This is a genomic window from Ferrovibrio sp., assembly GCF_036381655.1.
In the GTDB taxonomy this organism is placed as follows: Bacteria; Pseudomonadota; Alphaproteobacteria; order Ferrovibrionales; family Ferrovibrionaceae; genus Ferrovibrio.
Genome location: NZ_DASVCJ010000058.1, coordinates 13554 through 36695, shown reverse-complemented (window position 1 = coordinate 36695; position 23142 = coordinate 13554). Strand labels below are relative to the sequence as shown.

26 protein-coding genes are annotated in these 23142 nt (G+C 66.6%); 11 read left to right on the top strand and 15 right to left on the bottom strand.

Annotation, left to right across the window (positions count from 1 at the left end; all coding sequences use genetic code 11):
- Positions 1 to 279 carry an exodeoxyribonuclease VII small subunit gene (locus VF194_RS11830; RefSeq protein ID WP_330891213.1) on the bottom strand — a complete coding sequence of 93 codons (279 nt, stop codon included), beginning with the start codon at positions 277 to 279 and terminating at the stop codon, positions 1 to 3.
- Positions 280 to 386: 107 nt separating this feature from the next.
- Here VF194_RS11830 and VF194_RS11825 point away from each other — a divergent pair, with 107 nt between their 5' ends.
- Positions 387 to 1073 (top strand): lipid-binding SYLF domain-containing protein, encoded by a 687-nt coding sequence (locus VF194_RS11825; RefSeq protein WP_330891212.1) that lies wholly within the window; start codon positions 387 to 389, stop codon positions 1071 to 1073.
- Positions 1074 to 1080: 7 nt separating this feature from the next.
- Positions 1081 to 1512 carry a DUF3293 domain-containing protein gene (locus VF194_RS11820; protein WP_330891210.1) on the top strand — a complete coding sequence of 144 codons (432 nt, stop codon included), beginning with the start codon at positions 1081 to 1083 and terminating at the stop codon, positions 1510 to 1512.
- Positions 1513 to 1524: 12 nt separating this feature from the next.
- Here VF194_RS11820 and VF194_RS11815 read toward each other — a convergent pair whose 3' ends face one another.
- The 4 genes from VF194_RS11815 to meaB all read right to left on the bottom strand — a co-directional run bounded on the left by VF194_RS11815 (position 1525) and on the right by meaB (position 6119).
- Positions 1525 to 2709 carry an acetyl-CoA C-acyltransferase gene (locus tag VF194_RS11815; protein ID WP_330891208.1) on the bottom strand — a complete coding sequence of 395 codons (1185 nt, stop codon included), beginning with the start codon at positions 2707 to 2709 and terminating at the stop codon, positions 1525 to 1527.
- A 104-nt stretch (positions 2710 to 2813) separates the two neighbouring features.
- The gene (locus tag VF194_RS11810) at positions 2814 to 3965 is read right to left on the bottom strand and encodes an acyl-CoA dehydrogenase family protein (RefSeq protein WP_330891206.1); all 1152 of its coding nucleotides are present in this window, start codon (positions 3963 to 3965) and stop codon (positions 2814 to 2816) included.
- Between the two features lie 16 nt (positions 3966 to 3981).
- Entirely contained in the window at positions 3982 to 5163 is a 1182-nt protein-coding gene (locus tag VF194_RS11805; RefSeq protein ID WP_330891204.1) for a pyridoxal phosphate-dependent aminotransferase, read from the bottom strand.
- Positions 5160 to 6119: a methylmalonyl Co-A mutase-associated GTPase MeaB gene (gene meaB, locus VF194_RS11800; RefSeq protein WP_330891202.1), complete on the bottom strand. Its 960-nt coding sequence runs from the start codon at positions 6117 to 6119 to the stop codon at positions 5160 to 5162. Before meaB ends, VF194_RS11805 begins: the two co-directional genes overlap by 4 nt.
- A gap of 87 nt (positions 6120 to 6206) precedes the next feature.
- On the opposite strand from meaB, the gene VF194_RS11795 reads away from it, so the two are divergent.
- Positions 6207 to 7061: an ABC transporter permease gene (locus tag VF194_RS11795; RefSeq protein ID WP_330891200.1), complete on the top strand. Its 855-nt coding sequence runs from the start codon at positions 6207 to 6209 to the stop codon at positions 7059 to 7061.
- A gap of 164 nt (positions 7062 to 7225) precedes the next feature.
- Here VF194_RS11795 and VF194_RS11790 read toward each other — a convergent pair whose 3' ends face one another.
- Positions 7226 to 7408, bottom strand: a complete 183-nt coding sequence (locus VF194_RS11790; protein ID WP_330891198.1) for a hypothetical protein — start codon at positions 7406 to 7408, stop codon at positions 7226 to 7228.
- Positions 7409 to 7547: 139 nt separating this feature from the next.
- Entirely contained in the window at positions 7548 to 8471 is a 924-nt protein-coding gene (locus VF194_RS11785) for a LysR family transcriptional regulator (protein ID WP_330891196.1), read from the bottom strand.
- Positions 8472 to 8610: 139 nt separating this feature from the next.
- Here VF194_RS11785 and VF194_RS11780 point away from each other — a divergent pair, with 139 nt between their 5' ends.
- Both VF194_RS11780 and VF194_RS11775 read left to right on the top strand, forming a co-directional pair.
- The gene (locus VF194_RS11780) at positions 8611 to 9264 is read left to right on the top strand and encodes a nitroreductase family protein (RefSeq protein WP_330891194.1); all 654 of its coding nucleotides are present in this window, start codon (positions 8611 to 8613) and stop codon (positions 9262 to 9264) included.
- Positions 9265 to 9299: 35 nt separating this feature from the next.
- The gene (locus tag VF194_RS11775) at positions 9300 to 10187 is read left to right on the top strand and encodes an EamA family transporter (RefSeq protein WP_330891192.1); all 888 of its coding nucleotides are present in this window, start codon (positions 9300 to 9302) and stop codon (positions 10185 to 10187) included.
- Here VF194_RS11775 and VF194_RS11770 read toward each other — a convergent pair.
- Both VF194_RS11770 and VF194_RS11765 read right to left on the bottom strand, forming a co-directional pair.
- Positions 10153 to 10596: a thioesterase family protein gene (locus VF194_RS11770; protein WP_330891190.1), complete on the bottom strand. Its 444-nt coding sequence runs from the start codon at positions 10594 to 10596 to the stop codon at positions 10153 to 10155. The two genes, VF194_RS11775 and VF194_RS11770, sit on opposite strands and share 35 nt — an antisense overlap.
- An 11-nt stretch (positions 10597 to 10607) precedes the next feature.
- Positions 10608 to 11768 carry an iron-containing alcohol dehydrogenase gene (locus tag VF194_RS11765; protein WP_330891188.1) on the bottom strand — a complete coding sequence of 387 codons (1161 nt, stop codon included), beginning with the start codon at positions 11766 to 11768 and terminating at the stop codon, positions 10608 to 10610.
- A gap of 265 nt (positions 11769 to 12033) precedes the next feature.
- Here VF194_RS11765 and VF194_RS11760 point away from each other — a divergent pair, with 265 nt between their 5' ends.
- The 5 genes from VF194_RS11760 to VF194_RS11740 all read left to right on the top strand — a co-directional run bounded on the left by VF194_RS11760 (position 12034) and on the right by VF194_RS11740 (position 17032).
- Positions 12034 to 13233, top strand: a complete 1200-nt coding sequence (locus tag VF194_RS11760) for an aspartate aminotransferase family protein (RefSeq protein WP_330891186.1) — start codon at positions 12034 to 12036, stop codon at positions 13231 to 13233.
- Positions 13230 to 14177, top strand: coding sequence for an ornithine carbamoyltransferase (gene argF, locus VF194_RS11755; protein WP_330891184.1), 948 nt, complete (start codon positions 13230 to 13232; stop codon positions 14175 to 14177). Before VF194_RS11760 ends, argF begins: the two co-directional genes overlap by 4 nt.
- 25 nt (positions 14178 to 14202) lie before the next feature.
- A complete protein-coding gene (locus tag VF194_RS11750; RefSeq protein WP_330891182.1) occupies positions 14203 to 15126 on the top strand; it encodes an Hsp33 family molecular chaperone in 924 nt (307 codons plus the stop codon).
- Between the two features lie 97 nt (positions 15127 to 15223).
- A complete protein-coding gene (locus VF194_RS11745; protein ID WP_330891181.1) occupies positions 15224 to 15817 on the top strand; it encodes a hypothetical protein in 594 nt (197 codons plus the stop codon).
- Positions 15818 to 16039: 222 nt separating this feature from the next.
- Positions 16040 to 17032 carry a D-glycerate dehydrogenase gene (locus tag VF194_RS11740; protein WP_330891179.1) on the top strand — a complete coding sequence of 331 codons (993 nt, stop codon included), beginning with the start codon at positions 16040 to 16042 and terminating at the stop codon, positions 17030 to 17032.
- Here the strand turns inward: VF194_RS11740 and VF194_RS11735 are convergent.
- A complete protein-coding gene (locus VF194_RS11735; RefSeq protein ID WP_330891177.1) occupies positions 16974 to 17750 on the bottom strand; it encodes an endonuclease domain-containing protein in 777 nt (258 codons plus the stop codon). The two genes, VF194_RS11740 and VF194_RS11735, sit on opposite strands and share 59 nt — an antisense overlap.
- Before the next feature lie 295 nt (positions 17751 to 18045).
- Here VF194_RS11735 and VF194_RS11730 point away from each other — a divergent pair, with 295 nt between their 5' ends.
- Positions 18046 to 18735, top strand: a complete 690-nt coding sequence (locus tag VF194_RS11730; protein ID WP_330891175.1) for a PEP-CTERM sorting domain-containing protein — start codon at positions 18046 to 18048, stop codon at positions 18733 to 18735.
- A 317-nt stretch (positions 18736 to 19052) separates the two neighbouring features.
- Here the strand turns inward: VF194_RS11730 and VF194_RS11725 are convergent, their stop codons facing one another.
- Genes VF194_RS11725 through coaBC form a run of 5 tightly spaced genes read right to left on the bottom strand, consistent with a single transcriptional unit; the run spans position 19053 to position 23094 of the window.
- Complete coding sequence (locus VF194_RS11725; protein WP_330891173.1) at positions 19053 to 19844, bottom strand: molybdopterin-synthase adenylyltransferase MoeB; 792 nt, start codon at positions 19842 to 19844, stop codon at positions 19053 to 19055.
- 17 nt (positions 19845 to 19861) lie between these two features.
- Positions 19862 to 20893, bottom strand: coding sequence for a cysteine synthase A (gene cysK / locus VF194_RS11720; protein ID WP_330891171.1), 1032 nt, complete (start codon positions 20891 to 20893; stop codon positions 19862 to 19864).
- A 30-nt stretch (positions 20894 to 20923) separates the two neighbouring features.
- The gene (locus VF194_RS11715; protein WP_330891169.1) at positions 20924 to 21379 is read right to left on the bottom strand and encodes an Rrf2 family transcriptional regulator; all 456 of its coding nucleotides are present in this window, start codon (positions 21377 to 21379) and stop codon (positions 20924 to 20926) included.
- A gap of 12 nt (positions 21380 to 21391) precedes the next feature.
- Positions 21392 to 21871, bottom strand: coding sequence for a dUTP diphosphatase (gene dut / locus VF194_RS11710; protein WP_330891168.1), 480 nt, complete (start codon positions 21869 to 21871; stop codon positions 21392 to 21394).
- Positions 21868 to 23094, bottom strand: a complete 1227-nt coding sequence (gene coaBC, locus VF194_RS11705; protein WP_330891165.1) for a bifunctional phosphopantothenoylcysteine decarboxylase/phosphopantothenate--cysteine ligase CoaBC — start codon at positions 23092 to 23094, stop codon at positions 21868 to 21870. The genes dut and coaBC overlap by 4 nt, the downstream gene beginning before the upstream one ends.
- Positions 23095 to 23142 lie beyond the last annotated feature (48 nt).

The window sequence follows — 23142 nt, the reverse complement described above, 5'->3', positions numbered from 1 at the left end:
TCATTCCGCCTTGAAGGGTTGGGTGGAAGCCTGGCCGTCCGGGCCGATCACGATCTTTTCGATCTTTTCCTCGGCCGCTTTCAGCTTGGCCTCGCAATGGCGTTTCAACAGCGCGCCACGACCATAGAGTGCAATCGATTCCTCCAGATCGACCCGGCCGCTTTCCAGCTTGGCGACAATTTCGTCCAGCGCCTTCAACGCCGCCTCGAAGCTCATGCCGGCAATATCGTCCGGAATGGCTTCGGCATTGCTCTCGGCCGACTCCTTCGCCTTCGACATGTCGCCTCCGTCCACATTTTGCCATAGTCTAAGGATTGGCTACGGCTTGAACAACCGAAGCAATATATTGCGGCTGTCGGTTTGCCAACCCGCAAAGGGAGCTATCCATGCTGACCCGTCGTTTCCTGCTCGCGACCATGCTGGCCGGCACCAGCGCGCTGGCGCTTGCCTCTCCCGCCTGGGCCGACGAGAACCAGAACCTGATCGACCAGGCGCGCATCACCGTCGACCGCTTTGCGGCGGACCCGCAATTCACCGACATGCGCCGCAAGCTGGCCCGCGCCAAGGGCGTCTTCATCGTGCCGCAACTGCTCAAGGCCAGCTTCATCATCGGCGGCGAGGGCGGTTCGGGCGTGCTGCTGGCCAAGACGGCCAATGGCTGGAGCGAGCCGGCCTTTTACACAATGGGCGCCGGCTCGATCGGCCTTCAGATCGGCGGCGAGGCCTCCGAGGTGATGCTGCTGCTGATGTCCGACAAGGCCGTGGAAGCCATCCTGAAAAACGAATTCAAGCTCGGCGCCGATGCCTCGGTCGCCGCCGGCCCGGTCGGCGCCGGCATCGAGGCGGCGACGACGACCAATCTCGGCGCCGACATCCTGTCCTATGCCAAGAGCAAGGGGCTGGCGGCCGGCATTTCCGTCGAAGGCGCGGTGATCACCGCGCGCCATAGCCGCGATCAGGCCTATTACGGCCGTTCGATCCATCCGCGCGACATCCTCTATAACAACGTCGTTGCCAATCCGGGGACGAACAGCCTGCGCCAGGCGCTTGCCGCAGCCGAACTGGCCTCGTGATCTCGCCATGATTTCCGAAGCGACGCTGCGCGGCTTCGGCGATACCAGCTACACAATCGGCACGCCGGCCGGCGAATCGATCGGGCTGCGCCTGGGCGAGCCGAATGCCGAGGCCGACCGGCTGCTGACGAGACTGGGGGCCCGGTCGCTGTGCTGCCTCAATGCCTGGAATCCCGGCAGCCGGCCGCAGCCAGCCGCCCGAAACATGGCCTTCCACCAGCGCCTGCGGCGCGACCTGCTGCGCCGCGGCTGCCGCATCCTGCCGCATCTCGGCGTGCCGGACCGTCCCGGCTGGCGGTCGGAGCCCGGCTTCGCGATACTCGACCTGGCAAAGGAAAAGGCCGTACGCCTCGCCGAGGCCTACGGCCAATATGGACTGGTCTTCTACGAGCGCGGCGGAACGGCCGAATTGCTGCTGACCCGCCGCGCGCTTCGCTGAAGCAGGGCTGCCTCAGGCGACCTCGAACAGGCCGGCGGCGCCCTGGCCGCCGCCGATGCACATCGTCACCACCACATATTTGACGCCACGGCGCTTGCCCTCGATCAGGGCGTGGCCGGCCATGCGCGCGCCCGACATGCCATAGGGGTGGCCGATCGAAATGGCGCCGCCATTGACGTTGAGGCGATCATTGGGAATGCCAAGCTTGTCACGGCAATAGATCACCTGCACCGCGAACGCCTCGTTCAGCTCCCACAGGCCGATATCGTCCATCTTCAGGCCGAAGCGCTGCAGCAGCTTGGGGATGGCATAGACCGGGCCGATGCCCATCTCGTCGGGCTCGCAGCCGGCGACCGCCATGCCGCGGTAATAGCCGAGCGGCTTCAGGCCCTTCTTCTCGGCCAGCTTGGCGTCCATTACCACGGCGGCGGAAGCGCCGTCGGACAGCTGGCTGGCATTGCCGGCGGTGATGAACTTGCCCGGACCGCGCACCGGCTGCAGCGCGGCGAGTCCCTCGGCGTTGGTATCCGGGCGATTACCCTCGTCCTTGGTCAGCGTGACGTCCTTGTAGGAGACTTCCTTGGTCTCCTTGTTGACGACGGCCATCTTGGTCGGCATCGGCGCGATCTCGTCGTCGAACTTGCCGGCCTGCTGTGCCGCCGCCGTGCGCTTCTGGCTCTGCAGCGCATATTCGTCCTGCGCCTCGCGGCTGATGCCATAGCGCTTGGCGACGACTTCGGCGGTGTCGATCATCGCCATGTAGATGTCCGGCTTGTTCTGCATCAGCCATTCGTCGCGGGCGCGGAAGGTGTTCATATGCTCGTTCTGCACCAGCGAGATCGATTCCAGGCCGCCGCCGACGGCAATCGGCACGTTGTCGTGGATCACCTGCTTGGCCGCGGTGGCGATCGCCATCAGGCCCGAGGCGCATTGGCGGTCGACGCTCATGCCGGCGACGCTGACTGGCAGACCGGCGCGCACCGCGCAAAGCCGGGCGATGTTGCCGGCGGTGCCGCCCTGCTGCAAAGCCGCGCCCATGACCACGTCATCGACCTCGCCCGGCTCGATGCCGGCACGCTTGACCGCTTCGCGGATGGCATGGGCGCCGAGCGTCGCCGGATCGGTGTTGTTGAAGGCGCCGCGATAGGCCTTGCCGATGGGCGTGCGGGCGGTGGAGACGATGACGGCTTCACGCATTGTGTTTCCTCCTGATAGCGGTCTGGCGGCACGCTAGCGCCAAACTTTTCGCGGCGCAAACCTTACGCCACGGCAGGCTTACGTTCGCGTCAAGCCGGCCATGTTCAAGCGGCGGGCCAGCGCTTGGCGATCTCTTCCAGCATCACTTCCGTGGCGCCGCCGCCGATCGGATGGATCCGCGCATCGCGCGCCATGCGCTCGATCTCGCTTTCGCGCAGATAACCGGCGCCGCCGTGGAATTGCAGGCACTCATAAGTCACGTCATTGACCAGTTCGCCGCAGAGCGCCTTGACCATCGAGACCTCGCGCACCGCATCACGGCCCTGCTCCATCAGCCAGGCGGCATGATAGACAAGCTGGCGCGCCGCCTCGGTGCGCGCCTCCGCCATCGCCAGCCGCTGGCGAATCGCCTGCTTGTCCATCAGGACGCCGCCGAAGGCCTTGCGGGTGGCGACATAATGCCGGGTGATCTCCAGTGCGCGGCGGCATTCGCCGACCGCCATGGCGCCAAGCACCAGCCGCTCATTCTGGAAATTGCGCATGATGGCATAGAATCCGTGATTCTCTTCGCCAAGCCGGTTCTCCGCCGGCACGCGGCAATCGTCGAAGACCAGCTCCGCCGTGTCCGAGCAGAGCCAGCCATGTTTGTTCAGGCTGCGCCCGACGGAAAAGCCCGGCATGCCTTTCTCGACGGCGAAGATCGAGATAGCACGCGAGCCCTTCGCCTCCGGATCGGTCTTGGCGGCGACGAAATAAAGATCGGCATGCACGCCATTGGTGATGAACATCTTGCCGCCGTTCAGCACGTAATCGTCGCCCTCGCGCCGCGCCCGGGTTCGGATCGCCGCCACATCGGAGCCGGCATCCGGCTCGGTGACGGCCACTGCGGTAATCAGCTCGCCGGCGATCACCTTGGCGAACCAGCGGTCGAGCTGCCGCTTGCTGCCGGCATGGGCCAGATGCGGCGAAGCCATGTCGGTATGCACCAGCACGGTGGCCGAGAAGCCGCCGAAACCCGAGCGACCGCATTCCTCGGCGAGGATGGCCGAGGCGATGGCGCCCTGCTCGCTGCCGCCATAGGCTTCGGGATAGCGGATGCCGAAGAAGCCGAGGCAGCCCATCTTGCGCAGCACCGCGCGCGGCACCATGCCGGCCTCCTCCCAAGCCGTTCCATGCGGCCGGACTTCCTGATCGATAAAACGGGCGATCTGCTCGCGCAGTTGCGCATGTTCTTCCGTCTCGTGGACCGTCCGCATGCTGCCTCCCGCCATTCTATTTCAGGTGCGGCACCAGCCGCTCCAGCGCCTGCGACAGCTTGGGCAGCGAGGCCGCGTAGCAAAGCCGGATCCGCCCCTCGCCCGCCGGGCCGAAGGCAACGCCCGGCGCCAGGCCGACCTTCGCCTTCGGCAGCAGGTCGAGGCAGAATTGCAGCGAATCCTGCAGGCCGTCGAGCGCGAAGAAGGCATAGAAGGCGCCTTGCGGCTTGCCGAGCCGCACGCGCGGCAGCGGCGCCAAAGCCTGATAGACGAGATCGGCGGCGCGGCTGTAGCGCTCGACCAGGCCGTCGACATAGGCATCGCCCTCGTTCAGCGCCGTGACCGCGCCCCACTGGGCGAAGGCATTCGAGCAGGAGACGTTGAATTCGGTCATCTTCTCGATGGCATCGGCAAGGTCGGGCCTTGTCACCACCCAGCCGAGCCGCCAGCCGGTCATCGACCAGCTTTTCGAAAACGAGTTGACGATCACCACCGCGTCGTCCGGCTCGGCCAGCGTGTAGTAGCTCGGCGCATGATTGCGGCCCGGCGCGCGCGCCTCGCCGTAGACGATGCGGCCATAGACTTCGTCGGAAAGGAGCCAGATGCCGCGGGCACGGGCAAAATCGAGGATCGCCCGCAATTCGGCTTCGCTCGCCACCCAGCCGGTCGGATTGCCCGGGCTGTTCAGCATGATCAGCCTGGTCGTCTCGTCGCAGGCATCGAACAGCCGCTGCAGATCGAGCACCCAGCGGCCGTCTTCGCTCTGCTGCAGATAGACGTCGCGGACCTCGGCGCCCAGGGCGCGGATCGCCTCGCAGCCATTCGGCCAGATCGGGCCGATCACCGCAGCGCTGTCGCCCTTCTCCAGCAGGCATTGCAGCGTGATCATCAGCGCGCTCATGCCCGAGGCCGTGGCGACGATCCGATCGAGCGGCGTGTCGACCCTGTAAGCCCGCTTCAGGTAATCGCGGATCGCCTCCCGCAGAGGCAGGATGCCGCGGTTGGGCGTGTAGTAGGTCTCGCCTCTTGCCAGCGCGGCGGCGGCGGCATCGCGGATGAAGTCCGGCGTCGGCTCGTCGCCCTCGCCGGCCCAGAGCGGGATCATGCCTTCGATCCGGTGGCCGGCATTGTAGACGGCGCGGATGCGCGAAGCGGGAATATCGAGGATGGTCTGGCGGATGCGGGCTTGTTTGGTCATGGTCTCAGCAATGCAATCAAACGGTGGAGGGCGGTATCGATATCGAGATCGCCGGCCAGCACGGCATCGGCAAGCCCGTCGAGTTCGGCATCGGGCAGCGCGGCCAGCCCCTTGCGCAGACGGTCGAGCGCGAGGTTCTGCAGCAGCCGCCGGGTGCGGGCGCGCGGATCGGGCCGCTTGCGCCGGCCAATCGCGGCGATGGTATCGGCAAGATCCGCCACGCCCTTGCCCGCCGTGGCGCTGGTCTGCAGCACCGGAATTGCCTGGCCGTTCTTGCGCGCGGCCATCGCCGCCAGCTGACGTGCCGCGCGTTCGGCGAAGGGCAGGTCCGCCTTGTTGACCACCAGGATATCGGCGATCTCGAGAATGCCGGCCTTGATCGCCTGCACATCGTCGCCCAGCCCCGGCGCGTTCACCACCACGCGCACATCGGCGATCTCGGCGATCTCGACTTCCGACTGGCCGGTGCCGACGGTTTCCACCACCACCACGTCGCGGCCGGCGGCATCGAAGACATCGATCACCCGCGCTGCCGTGCGCGACAGGCCGCCGAGATGGCCGCGGCTGGCCAGCGAACGCACGAATACGCCGGGATCGCCGGAATGCCGCGTCATACGGATGCGATCGCCGAGGATCGCGCCGCCGGTCAGCGGCGACGAGGGATCGACCGCAACCACGCCGACGGTCAGGCTGCGCTGGCGCAGCTCGGCCACATAGGCGGAGACCAGCGTCGACTTGCCCGCTCCCGGCGCGCCGGTGAAGCCGACCACCAAGGCCCGGCCGAGCCGGCCGCGGATGCCATGCAACACGACGCGGGCCTCGTCGGTTTCATTCTCGACCGCGGTGATCGCCCGGGCCAGCGCCGCGCGCTCGCCGCCCAGCAAGGCCGGCAGCCAATCCGGCATGATGTCGCCGGATGTGTCGGCGGGCACAGTATCGGCGGGAGACTTTTGCATCGCCGCACCATACGCGCTAAGAAGGCGGCCGTACAAGCAGCCGCAACCGCCGCGCCAACCTCCTCGTCACCGCCCCAAAGGCCGTTCATGTCGAATACGTCTCTCGTCGATAAGAGCCAGCTTTCCGCCCGGCTTTCGCCAAGTCCGGCCGGAGCGGGCAGCTTGCGCCGGTACGGGCCGGTCAACTGGCTCGGCCTGTGGACGCTGTACCTGAAGGAGGTGCAGCGCTTCATCAAGGTCATCACCCAGACAGTGATCGCGCCGATGGTGACCACGCTGCTGTTCTTCGCCGTCTTCGCGCTGGCGTTGGGCGGCGCCGTGCGGCAGGTCGGCGGGCTGCCCTTCATCGAATTCCTCGGTCCCGGCCTGATCATGATGGCGACGACGCAGAACGCCTTCGCCAATACCTCGTCCTCGATCATGATCTCGAAGATCCAGGGCAACATCATCGACGTGCTGATGCCGCCGATCAGCCCGGGCGAATTCCTCTTCGCCTATGCCATGGCGGGCGTCACCCGGGGCTTCATCGTGGCGGTGGCGGTCGGCCTTGCCATGCTGCCCTTCGCCGAAATCCACGTGCATTCGTGGGCGGCGGCGATCTATTTCGTCTTCTGCGGCTCGCTGATCCTCGGCCTGATCGGCATCCTGGCCGGGCTGTGGAGCGTGAAATTCGACCATCTGGCGGCGGTGACCAATTTTGTCGTCACGCCTTTGGCCTTTCTCTCCGGCACCTTCTATTCGGTCGAGCGTCTGCCGCCCTTCTGGTACGGCGTCGCGCATTTCGACCCGTTCTTCTACATGATCGATGGCTTCCGTTTCGGCATGACCGGCCATACCGATGGCGATCCGCTGCTCGGCGCCGCGGTGCTGGGCGCGGTGGCGCTGGCGCTCTGGGCGCTGTGCTACGCGCTGCTGCGTCGCGGCTATCGCCTGCAACCATAGTGTCGCTGTTTCAGCCGTTCAGCCGGCGTTGCGGCGTCTAAGGGCGTCCCAAATCCTTGTCCTGATCCACAATGTTCAACAGCAGGCGCCGGCCGAAAGGCCGGCGGGTAGCCGCAGTATAGAACATATTGCGAACAATGGCAAGGATTAAATTGCTAAAAGCCTTAACCCTTGCGCGGCTCCCGCCCCCAGGGAGCGGCAAGCCACAGCGCGGCGGCCATCAGCGCCCCGGCGGACCAGACCGCGGTTTCGCGGTCGCTGTTGGCGATAGCAATGCCGGCCACGATGGAGGCCACCAGCCCCAGAATGACAACGAAAATCGAAACCGGCTCCCAACGCCCACGCATCTTTTCTACCCTCAAAACCACGCTTGCGCCGACCCGGCGGCGCCTGCCGTAACATGCCGCAGCGCAGCAACGGAACAAACTTAATTTCCGGCTATGCGCCTTGCCGATAGAGCAAATCGCCGCACCCCAATGGGCGCCGTCATGCTGTTCCGCGCTCTGGCGGGTTCCACGGATGAGCGCCGCCCAGCGCGCCACTGACGAAATCGAGGAAGGCGCGCACCTTGGCGGGCAGATGCCGCCGCGAGGGATAGACGGCATAGACCGAGGTTTCGTTCGGCGCCCAATCCTGGAGGACGGCGCGCAGGCGGCCGGCGGCGAGATCGTCCCTGACATAGAAGCGCGGCACCAGGCTGAGGCCGAACCCGGCGCGCAGCGCATCGCGCACCGCCAGGCTGGAACTCACCTTGTAGCGGCCATTCACCGCGATGCGCACGACACGATCGGCGCGGCGGAATTCCCATTCATCGGCATGGCCGGACAAGGTGAACTGGATGCAGTTGTGCCGGCGCAGGTCCTCCGGCGTTGCCGGCAATCCGGATGCCTCGAAATAGGACGGCGCGGCGCAGACGACATGGTCCAGCGTCATCAGCTTGCGCGCCACCAGGCTGGTATCCTTCAGATCGTCGCTGCCGCGGATCGCCAGATCGTAGCCCTCCCGGACGATATCGACCCGGCGATCCTCCAGATTGAGATCCAGCGACAGGCGGGGATAGCGCGTCAGGAATTGCGGGATCGCCGCCGACAGGCCCAGCAGGGTCAGCGTCATCGGCGCACTGACCCGCAGGATGCCGCTGGGCATCTGCTGCAGCGGACCGACGGCGTGGTCGGCCTCGTCCAACTCGTCGAGCACCCGCGCGATGCGTTCGTAGTACAGGCCGCCGGCCTCGGTGAGGCTCATGCGCCGCGTCGTGCGGTTGAACAACCGTATCGCCAGATGCGCTTCCAGTTCGGCGATGTTCTTGCTAATCGCCGCCGGCGACAGCCGCAGCCGGCGCGCGGCGGCGGCAAAGCTGCCAAGCTCGGCGGTCAGCCGGAAAACCTTCAGCGCGGTCAGCCGATCCATAGATTATTGACCTACAGTTACGAGTTATTCCACAGAAAGCGGAATTATCATCCACCGGTTAACATAATACATGCCAGGACAGGCGACGCCACCGGGGCGGGCCATTCAGATGGAGGGCACTGGAGATGGAGGCACTGGCATGTCCATGCCATTGAATCGGATCGACGCAGGCTTGGCCGGCAATCCGCTGGTCTTGGCGATCCAGCGCCGGATTTCCGCCAACCGCTTCGACCCGACGCGGCAGGTTTCCGATGCGCGGATCGCCGAACTGGTCGGGCTGGCGACCCGGGCGCCGACCGCCTTCAACCTGCAGAACTGGCGCTTCATCGCCGTCCGCACGCCGGAAGCCAAGCAGCGCCTGCGCAAGGTCGCGCAGGACCAGGCGAAGGTGACGGATGCCGCCGTGGTGTTCATCGTCTGCGGCCAGCCGCCGTGCCATGAGACGCTCGCCGCGCGGCTGCAGCCGGCGGTCGCGGCCGGCTTCATGCCGCCGGAGATGCCGGCGATCTGGGTCGAGGCGACGAAAGCCTCCTACGAAAACCAGCCGCAGAAGCAGCGGGACGAAGCCATACGCTCGGCCAGCTTCGGCGCGGCCATGCTGATCCTCGCGGCAGAGGCCCACGGCCTGGCGTCCTGCGTCATGGGCGGTTTCGATCCGGCCGGCGTGGCGCACGATTTCGGCCTCGCCGCGGACGAAATACCGGTGGTGCTCGTCGCCATCGGCTTTGCCGCCGCCGGCAACTGGCCGCAGAAGCCGCGGCGGCCGGTTGCCGACATGCTTGCGTTCGTCTGAACGCCCTTTGGCTCGAGCATAGCGGGAGACCTACGATGACACGCGGTTCCGACCTGCTGCTGACGGCGATCGCGCCGGTCGTCTGGGGCAGTACCTATATCGTGACGACAGAGCTGCTGCCGCAGGGCTATCCGCTCAGCGTGGCTGCGCTGCGCGCCCTGCCGGCGGGCTTGCTGCTGCTGCTGTTCGTGCGCCGCCTGCCGCACGGCATCTGGTGGCTCCGCTCCGTCCTGCTGGGCGGCCTCAACATCGCCCTCTTCCTGACCATGCTGTTCGTTTCGGCCTATCGCCTGCCGGGCGGCGTCGCCGCCACGGTGATTTCCGTGCAGCCGCTGATCGTCATTCTGCTGGCCCGCCTGCTGCTCGGCTCGCCGGTCCGCCTGCTGGCTATCCTGGCCGGCATGGCGGGCGTCGGCGGCGTCGCGCTTCTGGTGCTCACCCCCAACGCCGCCCTGGATGCCATCGGCGTCGCCGCTGCCATCACCGGCGCGATCTCGATGGCGGCCGGAACCGTGCTGGCGCGCCGCTGGCAGCCGCCGGTATCGCCGCTCGCCTTCACGGCCTGGCAACTGACGGCGGGCGGCATCCTGCTGCTGCCGGTCGCCTTCTGGCTGGAACCGCCGCTGCCGGCGCCGAGCATCGCCAACATTGCCGGCTTCCTCTATCTCGGCCTGATCGGCGCGGCGCTGACCTATGCGCTCTGGTTCCGCGGCATCGCCCGGCTGGAGCCGACGGCGGTCTCGCCGCTGGCATTGCTCAGCCCGGTGACGGCGGTGCTGCTCGGCTGGAGCATCGCCGGTGAAAACCTGAGCGGGCTGCAGATCGCCGGCATCGCAATCGTCATCGGCAGCGTCTGGCTGAGCCAGCGCGCCCAGCTCGCCGCCGGCGTCAGGGCACCAGCAGCTTCTCCAGCGCGGCCCTGATGCGCGGCGGGATCGGCACCGGCTTCTGCACGCCGCGTTCGACGAAGACATGCACGAAATGGCCGGTGGCGGCAGGATGCCGCTGGCCGTCGCGGAACAGACCGATCTCGTGGCGCACCGAGGATGTGCCGATTTTGGCGATGCGCAGGCAGGCCTCGACGGTTTCCGGGAAATTGATCGATTGATGGAAACGGCAAGCGGTTTCGACCACCAGGCCGATCACGGGATCGTTGACCATGTCGAGTCCGCCGAAGCGGATCATGTAATCGTTCACCAGCGTGTCGAAATACGAGTAGTAAACGACATTGTTGACATGCTGGTAGATATCGACATCGGCCAGCCGCACCGGAATCGGCAGACTGTGCCGGTAATCGGCGCGGGTCTGCAGCTTGGGATCGCTCTCTGTCACGGCGACGGCTCTCAAAGCGCCAGTTCGTAGATCTTCAGCGCGTCGTCGTAGGTGACCTCGCGCGGATTGTTGACCAGCAGGCGCTGCTGGTTCATCGCATCCTTCGCCAGCATCGGCAGGTGATTGTGGCTGATGCCGACCTGGCGTAGCTGCTTTTCCAGCTTCACGTCGTCGATCATCGCTTCCAGTTCGGCCACCAGCGCGCCGGCGGCCACGCCGTCGCTGGTGAAGCTCGCGCCCGGCAGCAGGATCGGCGCGAGTTCGGCATACTGGCGCGCCGCCGCCTCGAGATTGAAGCGCAGCACATGCGGCAGCATCAGCGCGTTGGAAAGACCGTGCGGCACATGGAAATGGCCGCCGACCGGATAGGCCAGCGCATGCACCGCCGCCACCGGCGCATTGGCGAAGGCCATGCCGGCCAGCATGGCACCGAGCAGCATTTCCGAACGCGCCTCGGCATTGCGCGCGCCGGCTTCGCTGCAGACCAGGCGCAGGTTGCGGCTGAGCAGCCTGAGCGCCTCGCGCGCCAGCGCATCCGACATCGGGTTCTTCTTGTGCCTGCTGGTATAGGCCTCGATCGCATGCACCATGGCGTCGATACCGGTCGCCGCCGTCACATGCCGCGGCAGCCCGAGCGTCAGTTCGGCGTCCAACAGCGCGATGTCGGGCAGCAGGATTGGCGAGACCACGCCCTTCTTCTCGCTTGCGCCGGTGGTGATGATGGCGATGCCGGTGACCTCCGAGCCGGTGCCGGCGGTGGTCGGCACCTGGACCAGGGGCAGGCGCCTGCCCCTGGCGAGGCCGACGCCGTAGACCTCGTGAAGCTCCTGCTTCGCGTTCGGCAGGAAGGCCACCAGCTTGGCGATATCCATCGACGAGCCGCCGCCGAAGCCGATCACGCCATCGGCCTTGTGCTCCTTGGCCAGCGCCACCGCCTCATGCACCAGATGCTCGGGCGGATCGGCCTCGGTCCTGTCGAAAATGGCGACCGCGATGCCGGCCTCCTGCAGGCTGGCAAGCGCCGCTTTCGGCAGGCCGAGCTTGACCACGCCGGGATCGGTGACCAGCACGGCGCGGGAAACGCCGAGTTCCGCCATCAGCGGGCCCAGCTTGGCACTGGCGCCGGGTTCGCAAAATACCCGCCTTGTGGTTTCGAAACTCAGACTCGTCATTGTTTCCTCCCGCGAATTCGCTTGTCCGACAAGGCTAGCATTGGCGGCGGGAGAGAAAAAAGGATTGGGGACGGCTTCTTTCCTTGCCGCACCCATTCAGCGCAGCGGCCGGCCGGAGCCAAGCGGGTGCCAATGTCTGCATACATTGCTTCAATTGACAGGGGGTGCCGGCACCCTTAGAGTCGCTGCCTACCGCCAGTCCGGCCGTAAAAATGCCGGGGCTGGCGTCATCTTTTTCAGGCTCCGAGCAATAAGGAGAGGTGTCGTGAGTGAAGCATTGATGTCGACCTACGCAAGGGCGGACCTTGCGTTCGAGCGGGGCGAGGGTTCCTACCTCTACACCGCCGACGGTCGACGTTATCTCGACTTCGGCTCCGGCATCGCCGTCTCCGCGCTTGGCCACAGCCACCCGCATCTGGTCAAGGTGATCCAGGAGCAGGCGGCCAAGCTGTGGCATACATCCAATCTCTACCGCATCCCCGAGCAGGAGAAGCTGGCCGAGCGGCTGGTGGCGCAGTCCTTCGCCGACAAGGCTTTCTTCTGCAACTCGGGCGCCGAGGCGAACGAGGGCGCGGTCAAGATCGCGCGCAAATACTGGTCGTCGAAGGGCAAGCCGGAGAAATACCGCGTCATCACCTTCGAAGGCGCCTTCCACGGCCGCACCCTGGCCATGCTGGCGGCGACCAACAACAAGAAATACCTCGACGGCTTCGGGCCGAAGGTCGAGGGTTTCGACCATGTGCCGCTGAACGACATGGCGGCGCTGAAGGCGGCGATCACGCCGGAGACGGCAGCGATCATGGTCGAGCCGATCCAGGGCGAAGGCGGCATCCGCGCGGTGCCGACCGAGACGCTGCGCGCGATCCGCAAGCTGTGCGACGAGCATGAACTGCTGCTGATCCTCGACGAGGTGCAGACCGGCATGGGCCGCACCGGCAAGCTGTTCGCCTATGAATGGGCCGGCATCACGCCGGACATCATGACGCTGGCCAAGGGCCTCGGCGGCGGCTTTCCGGTCGGGGCGATCCTGGCAACCGCCGAAGCGGCCTCCGGCATCGCGCCCGGCACGCATGGCACCACCTTCGGCGGCAACGTCATGGCGATGGCCGCCGGCAATGCCGTGCTCGACATCCTGCTGCAGCCGGGCTTCCTGGACCGCGTGCAGAAGCGCAGCTCGTATTTCCGCCAGCAGCTCGCCATGCTGCAGGACCGCTATCCCGACGTGATCGAGGAGGTGCGCGGCCAGGGTTTTCTGCTGGCGGTGAAGACCAGGCTGCCGAATACCGACTTCCAGGCGGCGTTGCGCGACGAGCATGTGCTGGGCGTGACCGCCGGCGAGAATACGGTGCGCCTGATTCCGCCGCTGACCACGTCGGAAGAGGATCTGGCCGAAGGCGTGAAACGCATCGACGCGGCCTGCCTGCGCCTGCGCGAGGCGGCGAAGAAGGCCGGGGCGGCCAAATGACTGCCCGGTCCGGCCAGGAGCTGCGTCACTTTCTCGATCTCGACCGCATTCCGGCCGAGACGCTGCGGCGGATTCTCGACGATGCGGCGCGCATGAAGGCCGGCCGCCAGGGCAAACCGAAGGGCGCCGTCGAGCCGGACCGGCCCGCCGCAGACCGCATCCTGGCGATGATCTTCGAGAAGCCTTCGACGCGCACGCGGCTGTCGTTCGACAGCGCGATGCGCCAGCTCGGCGGCGAGACCATCGTGCTGAACGCGGAGGACCTGCAGCTCGGCCGCGGCGAGAGCGTCGCCGATACGGCGCGCATTCTGTCGGCCAATGTCGATGCCGTCATGCTGCGCACCAACGATGCCGCCAAGCTGGCCGAACTGGCGGCCAATGCCAGCGTGCCGGTGATCAACGGCCTGACCGACGATAGCCATCCCTGCCAGGTGATGGCCGACGTGCTGACCTTCGAGGAGAAGCGCGGGCCGATCAGGGGCCGCAAGATCGCCTGGATCGGCGACGGCAATAACATGGCCAATTCCTGGATCCATGCGGCGGTGAAATTCGGCTTCGCGCTCGACCTCGCCTGCCCGGACATCCTGCGGCCGCGCCAGGACGTGCTTGCCTGGGCCGTCCGCGAAGGCGGCAAGGTCACCGTGCTGAGCGATCCGCTGGCGGCGGCGGCCGGCGCCGACTGCATCGTTACCGATACCTGGGTGTCGATGGGCCAGGATGGCGAGGCGAACGAGCGCCATGCGCTGCTCAAGCCCTATCAGGTCAACGCAGCGCTGATGGCCAAGGCGGCGAAAGACGCGATCTTCATGCATTGCCTGCCGGCGCATCGCGGCGAAGAGGTCACCATGGAGGTGATCGACGGGCCGCAATCGGTGGTCTTCGACGAGGCCGAAAACCGCCTGCATGCGCAGAAGGCCATTCTCGCCTGGTGCTTTAACGGCTGAGCCGGCACCCTATATTGGAATTATTGTGAGTATCCTGCACGACGACCTGTCCCTGCCGTTCCAGATCGAGCAGTGCGATGTCCGCGGCCGTATCGTCCGGCTCGGGCCCGCGCTCGAACGCATGCTCGGCCGGCACAATTACCCCGATCCGGTGGCGCATCTGCTGGCCGAGGCGCTGACCCTGGCCGCGACGATGGCGACGGCGCTGAAATTCGACGGCGTCTTCTCGCTGCAGGCCAAGGGCGACGGCCCGGTCTCGACCCTGGTGGCCGATTGCCGCACGCCGGGCGGCCTGCGCGGCTATGCCAGCTTCGACGCCGCGCGGCTGGAGGGGCTGGAACTCGGCCCCGGCGGCGCCACCGGCCTGGTGCCGCTTCTGCTCGGCAAGGGGTATCTGGCCTTCACCATCGATCCCGAAGGCGAGGACATGGAGCGCTATCAGGGCATCGTCGACCTGTCGGGCGCCACTTTGGCCGATGCGGCGCATGCCTATTTCGCCCAGTCGGAACAGCTCAACGCCCGCGTCGCCCTGGGAGCGGCCCACCGCAAGGGCGTCGATGGCAAGCGCCATTGGCGCGCCGGCGGCATCCTGCTGCAGCAATTGCCGCTGCAGCCCGGCGGGCTGACGCAGGAAGAGCGCGGCTTCGCCTGGGAGAAGGCGACCACCCTGCTCTCCACCGTGCGCTCGGCCGAACTGGCCGATGCGCAGATCAGCCAGAACGACCTGCTGTACCGGCTGTTCCACGAGGATGGCGTGCGCGTCTTCGAGCCCGCGGCGCTGATCGACCGCTGCACCTGCTCGGCCGAGAAGGTGCGCGGCATCCTGTCGACCTTCGCGCCGGAGGAAATCGAGGGCATGGCGGTGGACGGCACGATCACGGTCACCTGCCAGTTCTGCAGCGCGAGCTACGATTTTCCGCTCGCGGCGGTGCAGGCGGCCCGCGGCTGAGCTTTTTTCCGCCGCCACCCCGGAATGGCCCTAGGCATGTCTTGAATTTGCCCTAATTCGCGGCCTAGCTAACGGCGGAAAACAAGGAGAAACGATCATGCCTTCGTTCGTCGTCCGCGGCCTGGCCGCGCTCGGCCTGACGATCCTTCTCGTCGGCTGCTCATCGACCCCACCCCGGCCGGTGCTGCAGGAAATCACCTTCGAGCAATATCCCAAGCTGACTTTCACCGCCAGCAATGTGGAAACCGTGGTGGAATACCAGCCGACCGCGCAGCCGCCGCATATCGAACTCGAGATCCCGCAGCCGCCGCTGGTGGTGGCGCAGCGCTGGGCGCGCGACCGCGTGGCGCTGGACAACACCCAGCCCAACACCGTGCGCGTGGTGATCCGCAAGGCCGCCGTGACCGAGGCCGATCTGAAGAAGACACCCGGCCTGCGCGGCAATTTCACCACCGATCAGGTCGCCCGCATCGATACCGAGGTGGAGATGGCGGTCGAACTGCGCGACGGCCGCGGCTTCCGCATCGCCGAGGCCTCGGCCTCGGCCCGGCGCTCGAACTCGATCGGCGAAGATGCCACCCTCAACGACCGCGACAGGATCATCCATGACCTGGTCCGCGAGACGATGATGGACGTCAACCGCGAGCTGGAACGCAACGTCCGCCAGTATATGCCGCTCTATGTCCATTAGGCGGTCCGGGGCCGGCCGTAGCGCCTGCACAGCGCGATCCGTATGCCGTTCGTATACGTACTGATGGCCACGCAACCGCCCCGGGCGCGGGCTGAAGCCCGCCCGTGGCGCTTCCGTGGCGGCAGCCGATTTCGGCCCGGCCAAGGTTTGTCTCGGTCGGGTCGATCTGCTAGCTAGAGAGGATAAAGACTCGCCCCCATCGCGGAGCCGGAAACGCCTATCATGCCCACGCCGAAGAAGCGCCCGCTGGTGATCGTGACCCGCAAGCTGCCGGATCCGATCGAAACCCGGATGATGGAGCTGTTCGACACGCGGCTCAACGTGGCGGACAAGCCGATGGAACAGGCCGAACTGATCGAGGCGGTGAAGGCCGCCGACGTTCTGGTGCCCACCATCACCGACCGCATCGACGGCGCCGTGCTCGCCCATGCCGGTCCGAATTTCCGCCTGATCGCCAATTTCGGCACCGGCGTCGATCATATCGACCTCGCCGCTGCCCGGCAGCGCGGGGTGACGGTCACCAACACGCCGGGCGTGCTGACCGAAGATACCGCCGACATGACCATGGCGCTGATCCTGGCCGTGCCGCGCCGGCTGGTCGAAGGCGCCATGGTGCTGCAGCAGGGCAGGTTCGAAGGCTGGTCGCCGACCTGGATGCTGGGCAAGCGCATCTGGGGCAAGCGGCTCGGCATCATCGGCATGGGCCGCATCGGCCAGGCGGTGGCGCGCCGCGCCAAGGCCTTCGGCCTGTCGATCCATTACCACAACCGCAAGCGCGTGCATGAAAGCGTCGAGCAGGAACTGGAGGCGACCTATTGGGAAAGCCTCGACCAGATGCTGGCCCGCATGGACATCATCTCCGTCAACTGCCCGCATACGCCGGCGACCTTCCACCTGCTGTCGGCGCGCCGGCTCGACCTGCTGCAGCCGCACGCCTATATCGTCAATACCGCGCGCGGCGAGGTGATCGACGAGAACGCCCTGGTGCGCAAGCTGCGCAAGGGCGACATCGCCGGCGCCGGCCTCGACGTCTTCGAGCATGAGCCGGCGGTCAATCCGAAGCTGCTCGAGCTGCAGAATGTGGTGCTGCTGCCGCATATGGGCTCGGCCACGCTGGAAGGCCGCATCGACATGGGCGAGAAGGTCATCATCAACATCAAGACCTTCGTCGACGGCCACCGCCCACCCGACAGAGTGCTGGAGACGATGTTCTGATCACTTCCCCCTCCCCTTGCGGGAGGGGGCAGGGGGAGGGGTATCGGTTCGTTCCGGGTAGATGGCGATGGATCGTCTCCATCACGCCGTCGATATTGCCGAGCACCTCGTTGTTCCAGAATCGGATGACAGTGAAATCTTGGCTTTCGAGCCATGCCGTTCGCTTGTCGTCACGGGCCTTATCGATTGCGTGCTGCCCGCCATCCACTTCGATGATCAGCCGTGCGGGCAGGCAGACAAAGTCGACGATGCACCGGCCAAGCTTGTACTGCCGCCGGAATCGCAACCCTTCGATTTGTTTGCGGCGAAGCTTCTCCCAGAGTATGCGCTCGGCATTGGTCGTCCGTTCGCGCAGGATCCTTACGAACTCATCGATCACCGCCGAAGTTACCCCTCCCCCTAATATGACCCCCTCCCGCAAGGGGCAAGGGGTTTGCCTTTCGTGTGGAATCTCGTGGCTCAGATCACAACCATTCACTGATTTCCACGATTCCCAACGAGGCGGCTTGCCGAAGATATTCCCCGAAGGTCGATCTGGCTCGGCGACCGGATCGAAGCGTCGCGGCGGCCCGGACCGTTCGGTTCGGCCGATGCGGCTTACGCCGTGCAGCTCGATCAGTGCGTTCGCCGGCAGGCTCCTGTCGAGCGCCTTGCGCGCGCTCTCGACGCCGGCGACCGGAAGCTCGTTCGGGTCGAGCAGCCCGAGCTGGACCAGCACCGAGGCTTGGTCCCAGTAGATGTGCTCGTGGGCCGCTGGTTAGGCGGAAGGCGTATCCCAAGACGTCGCGGTCTTCGGCCCCATGTAAAATGCGGCACCTGCTTAGTTTGCATCAACCGGGCGAATTCGATGGCCCAACGGCATTGCTCTCCCGAAAATAGAACAAATTCCTTGTCGGAATATTTGACATCCTGCGGTATTTACGAAGGTTAATTAAGCATTATCAGATTGTTACGGATTTGGCCTGAAATTTGCTTGCCTCCGGCCTGCGGAAATCCAAGAACGGGAGGGGGTTATGCGGAGGCTGGGTGCGTTCCTCTTCGGCGCCACCGTCGGCGTCGTCGCGCTCGGGACGGCGAATGCCGCCCCGGTTCTCTCATTCGGCGCCGGCGGCGCCGTCACGTCGGCCGATCGCACGGCGACGTTCGATAGCGTGACCGGCGGCACGGATCTTTCGGCCTACACTGAAGATTCGCTGTCCATCACGGTTCCCGACACCGCTTACGTTTCATTCGATCCGGATGGTGCGGCCACCAGTTTCTCCGGCGGCTTCCACTTTGTCTTCGGCGGGCACCCCCGCTACACGGCGATCACCACGACCGATGGCGAACGGATGTCGGGCGTCGAGTTTGCTCTGGGCAGCGGTTTTGTTGCTGACTTGAGCGACACGATAGCCGCCTTTGCGTACGAAGTGCTGCGGGATGGGAGTTCCATCGGGAGTGGCTTCCTCGACGTGGCGCTTGGGACGATCGTCGGAATCTCTGACGATCTCGGCTTCGATGAGCTGCGTATTGGCGCGTATGCAAATCTTGCCGCGGCAGAGACGGGAATCGCATCGAACACCCTGAGCGCCATCGCGATCGACAACGTCGTTGTCCAATTAGCGGGCGGCGAACAGCCGCCGAGCCAAGTCCCCGAACCCGGCAGCCTTGCCCTGTTCGGTGCCGGCCTTGCGGCGCTCGGCCTGATCCGAAGGCGCCGTTGAGGCTAGACAGGGTTCCGCATCCGCGCGGCGGCCCGACTCTGGGCCGCCCACTGCGGGAGTGGTCGAGTGCCTGTTCGACTGGATGCTGTCGAGCGGCTCGGGCGCACCCGGGCGGTGTTCAACTGGAACGGTCGCGGGCGGCCGGAAGGCGGTCGACACCAATGCCGTCCCGTCTCCCGAAAATATCTTCGGCAAGGCAGACACCTGAAACCGAGGCAATCCGTACCTGTTCAGCGCACGGTCTGCTGAAATCCCACACAAAAGGCAAACCCCTTGCCGCAAGGGGAGGGGGATTCTTCACTTCGCCACGAAGCCGCTCACCCGTGCCCGCTCAGATCTTTGATCGTCGCTTGCGGGCCGCAGAGGGGGCAGGTGGGGTCGCGCTTGATGCGGATCTTGCGGAAGGTGGTCGACAGGCCGTCATAGACCAGGAGGTGGCCCGACAGGCTCTCGCCCAGCCCCAGCAGCTCCTTCAGCACCTCGACCGCCTGGAGCGAGCCGACCGCGCCGGCGATGGCGCCGAGGATGCCGGCTTCCTCGCAGCGCGGGATGAGGTCGGCCGGCGGCGGCTCCGGGAACAGGCAGCGATAGCAGGGGTGATCGCCGCCGAGATGGGCCTTGAAGGTCGAAACCTGCCCGTCGAAGCGCAGCAGTGCGGCCGAGACCAGCGGCGTCTTCGCGAAATAGCAGGCGTCGTTCACCAGGAAGCGCGTCGCGAAATTGTCGCTGCCGTCGGCCACCAGATCGTAACCGGACAAGACCTCCATCGCGTTCGCGGCGGTCAGCCGCAGGCGGTGCGGGACGATCCGCACCTCCGGGTTGATCTCGGCCACGGTGTCCATCGCGCTGTCGACCTTGGCGCGGTCGAGGCTCGCCGTCTTGTGGATCACCTGGCGCTGGAGGTTGGAGAGCTCGACCACATCATCGTCGATGACCCCGATCGTGCCGACTCCGGCCGCCGCGAGATAGAGCAGCAGCGGCGAGCCGAGCCCGCCGGCGCCGACGATCAGGATCCGGCTCGCCAGCAGCTTCTCCTGCCCCTCCTCGCCGACCTCGTCGAGGATCAGGTGCCGGGCGTAGCGATGGAACTGGTCGTCCGTCAGGGACAAAGGCGGGGCTCCGAACCTTAGAGGCCGTCGAACAGCGGCGTTGACAGATAGCGCTCGGCGAAGGAGGGCAGGATGACGACGATCTGCTTGCCCGCCATCTCCGGCCGGGCGCCGACCTCCAGCGCGGCGGCGAGCGCGGCACCCGACGAGATCCCGACCGGTAGACCCTCGAGCGCCGCCGCCCGGCGGGCGGTCGCGAACGCCGTCTCGTTGCCGATGCGGACGACCTCGTCGATCACGTCGGGGTTCAGCGTCTTCGGAACGAAGCCGGCGCCGATGCCCTGAATCTTGTGCGGGCCGGGCGCGCCGCCCGACAGGATCGCGCTGTCCTCCGGCTCGACCGCGATCACCTGGAAGCCCGGCTTACGCGCCTTCAGGACCTCGCCGACGCCGGTCAGCGTGCCGCCGGTGCCGACGCCGGACACCACCGCGTCGACCCGGCCCTGGCTGTCGCGCCAGATCTCCTCCGCCGTGGTGCTGCGGTGGATCTCCGGATTGGCCGGGTTCTCGAATTGCTGGGGAATGACCGCGTCACCGATCTCGCGAACGAGTTCCTGGGCGCGGGCGATTGCCCCGTTCATGCCTTTCTCGGCCGGGGTGAATTCGATCTCGGCGCCGAGCAGCCGCAGCATCTTGCCGCGCTCGGCCGACATGCTGTCCGGCATGGTCAGGATCAGCCGATAGCCCTTGGCGGCGCAGACGAAGGCGAGCGCGATGCCGGTGTTCCCGCTGGTCGGCTCGATGATCACCGTGCTGGGCTTCAGCCGGCCGGCGGCTTCCAGCGCATCGACCATCGCCAGCCCGATGCGGTCCTTCACCGAGGACAGCGGATTGAAGAACTCGCACTTGCCGACGATCTCGGCGGCGATGCCGGCCTCGGCCGCCAGCTTCGAAAGGCGGATCATCGGCGTCGCGCCGATCGTGCCGAGGATGCTGTCATAGATCCGGCCGCGGAACTCCGGTTCCGCCCGGAAGGCCTCGGGTTTCGAGGTTTCGGGTTTTGAACTTTCGGGTTTCGACGTTTCAGGTTTCTGGGCGCCGAGTTTCATTCCGTTCTCTTGCATTGATGAGCGTAGGCGTCAGATGCTGAAGTCGAGCCGCGCCGGAAGCTCGGTCCGGACCCCGGCGCCGCGGGCCCGCTCGCATAATTCCTCGATCGTCACGGCGTCCAGCTCGGCCATCATCCGCTCCTGCAGCTCGCGCCACAGCGGCCGCACCACCCGCATGCCGATCTCCGAGCCGTTCTCCGCCTCGACCGGATCGGGCACGGCCTCGATCTGCTGCACGGTGCGCACGATCTCGCCTACCGTGATGCGCCGCCGCTCGCGCGCCAAGCGATAGCCGCCGCGGGGGCCGCGCTGTCCGGCGAGAATGCCCGCCTTGACCAGGTGCTGCAGCACCTGCTCGAGATAGCGGCGCGGGATGCCCTGGCGCTCGGAGATCTCGCCGCTCTGCACGGCATCGCTGCCGCTGTGATAGGCGATGTCGACCACGGCCTCGATGGCGAACAGCAGTTTTCGCGACAGGCGCAGCATCGGGCCGCCTCGCTACCGCTTCGCCGCCAGCCCGGTCGAGCCCCCGGTCGAGCCGAAGCCGCCGGGCCCGCGGGCCGTTTCGTCGAGACTGTCCCGCTCTGCCCAAGCGACATGAGCGACCGGGGCGACCACCATCTGGGCGATGCGGTCGCCGCGCGCGATCGTCACCGCGTCGCGGCCGTGGTTGATCAGCAGGACCTTGACCTCGCCGCGATAATCCGCGTCGATCGTGCCGGGGCTGTTGAGCACGGTCACGCCCGCCTTCAGCGCCAGGCCGGAGCGCGGCCGGATCTGCGCCTCGTATCCCGCCGGCAGGGCGATGGCGATGCCGGCCGGGACCAGCGCCCGGTCCCCCGGGACCAGCACGACCGGCGCCTCCACCGCGGCGGTCAGGTCCATGCCGGCGCTCGCAACCGTTGCGTAGCCGGGCAGCGGAAGGTCGGCGGCATGGGGCAGCCGTTGCAGCGCGACCCGCAGCGCGATACCGCTCATGATGCCGCCGCCAGATGGCGGGCGACTCGCTCGGCCAGGCGCTCCGCCACCGCCTGCTTGGACAGGGTCGGCCAATCCTCGACCCCGTCGGCCGATACCAGATGCACCGTGTTCTCCCGCCCGCCGAAGGTGCCGGTGCCCGGCGAGACGTCGTTGGCGAGGATCCAGTCGCAGTTCTTGGCGCGGCGCTTGGCCGTCGCGTTCTCGACGACGTTCTCCGTCTCGGCGGCGAAGCCGATGACGAGGCGCGGCCGCCGGTTGCCGGCGCCGCCGAGGCTCGCCAGGATGTCGGGATTGGCCGCCAATGTCAGCTTCGGCGGCGCCCCATCCGCCGTCACGTCCTTCTTCAGCTTCTGCGTAGCCGGGTTCGCCACCTTCCAGTCGCTGACGGCGGCGGCGCAGACCGCGACATCCACCGGCAGGGCCGCGCGGCAGGCGGCGAGCATTTCCGCCGCCGTCTCGACATGCCGGACCTCGACTCCGGCCGGGTCGGGCTCGGCCGACGGCCCGGAGACCAGGATGGTGGCGGCACCGCGTTGCGCCAGCGCGGCGGCGATGGCATGGCCCTGGCGGCCGGAGGAGCGGTTGGCGATGAAGCGCACCGGGTCGATGGGCTCGTGCGTCGGGCCGCTCGTCACCAGGGCGCGGCGTCCGGCCAGGGAGGTCCGCTCGGCGAACTGCGCCTCGATCGCGGCCAGGATCTGCATCGGTTCGGCCATGCGGCCGGCGCCGACCTCGCCGCAGGCGAGATCGCCGCTCTCCGGCCCGACGCGCCGGACCCCCTGCGCCTCGAGAGAGGCGATGTTCGCCCGGGTCGCCGGATGCGCCCACATCATGTGGTTCATCGCCGGCGCGACCAGGACCGGCTTGTCCGTGGCGAGGAGCGCGGTGGTCGCGAGATCGTCGGCCAGCCCCTGCGCCATCTTCGCCAGGATGTCGGCGCTGGCCGGGGCGACGACGACCAGGTCGGCCTCGCGGCTCAGGCGGATATGCCCCATCTCGCTCTCGTCGGTGAGCGAGAACAGGTCCATGAACACCTTCTCCTCGCTCAAGGCCGCAACCGACAGCGGGGTCACGAACGCGGCTCCGCCTTCGGTCAGGATGCAGCGCACGGCCGCGCCCCGCTCGCGCAGGCGGCGGATCAGATCGAGGCTCTTATAAGCCGCGATGCCGCCCGAGATGACGAGCAGGATGCGTTTGCCGTCGAGAATGGGGGCAAGCATGGGGAGGATTCCGCGATTTTACAGTTGCGATTTGTCCTTAAGGTAAGG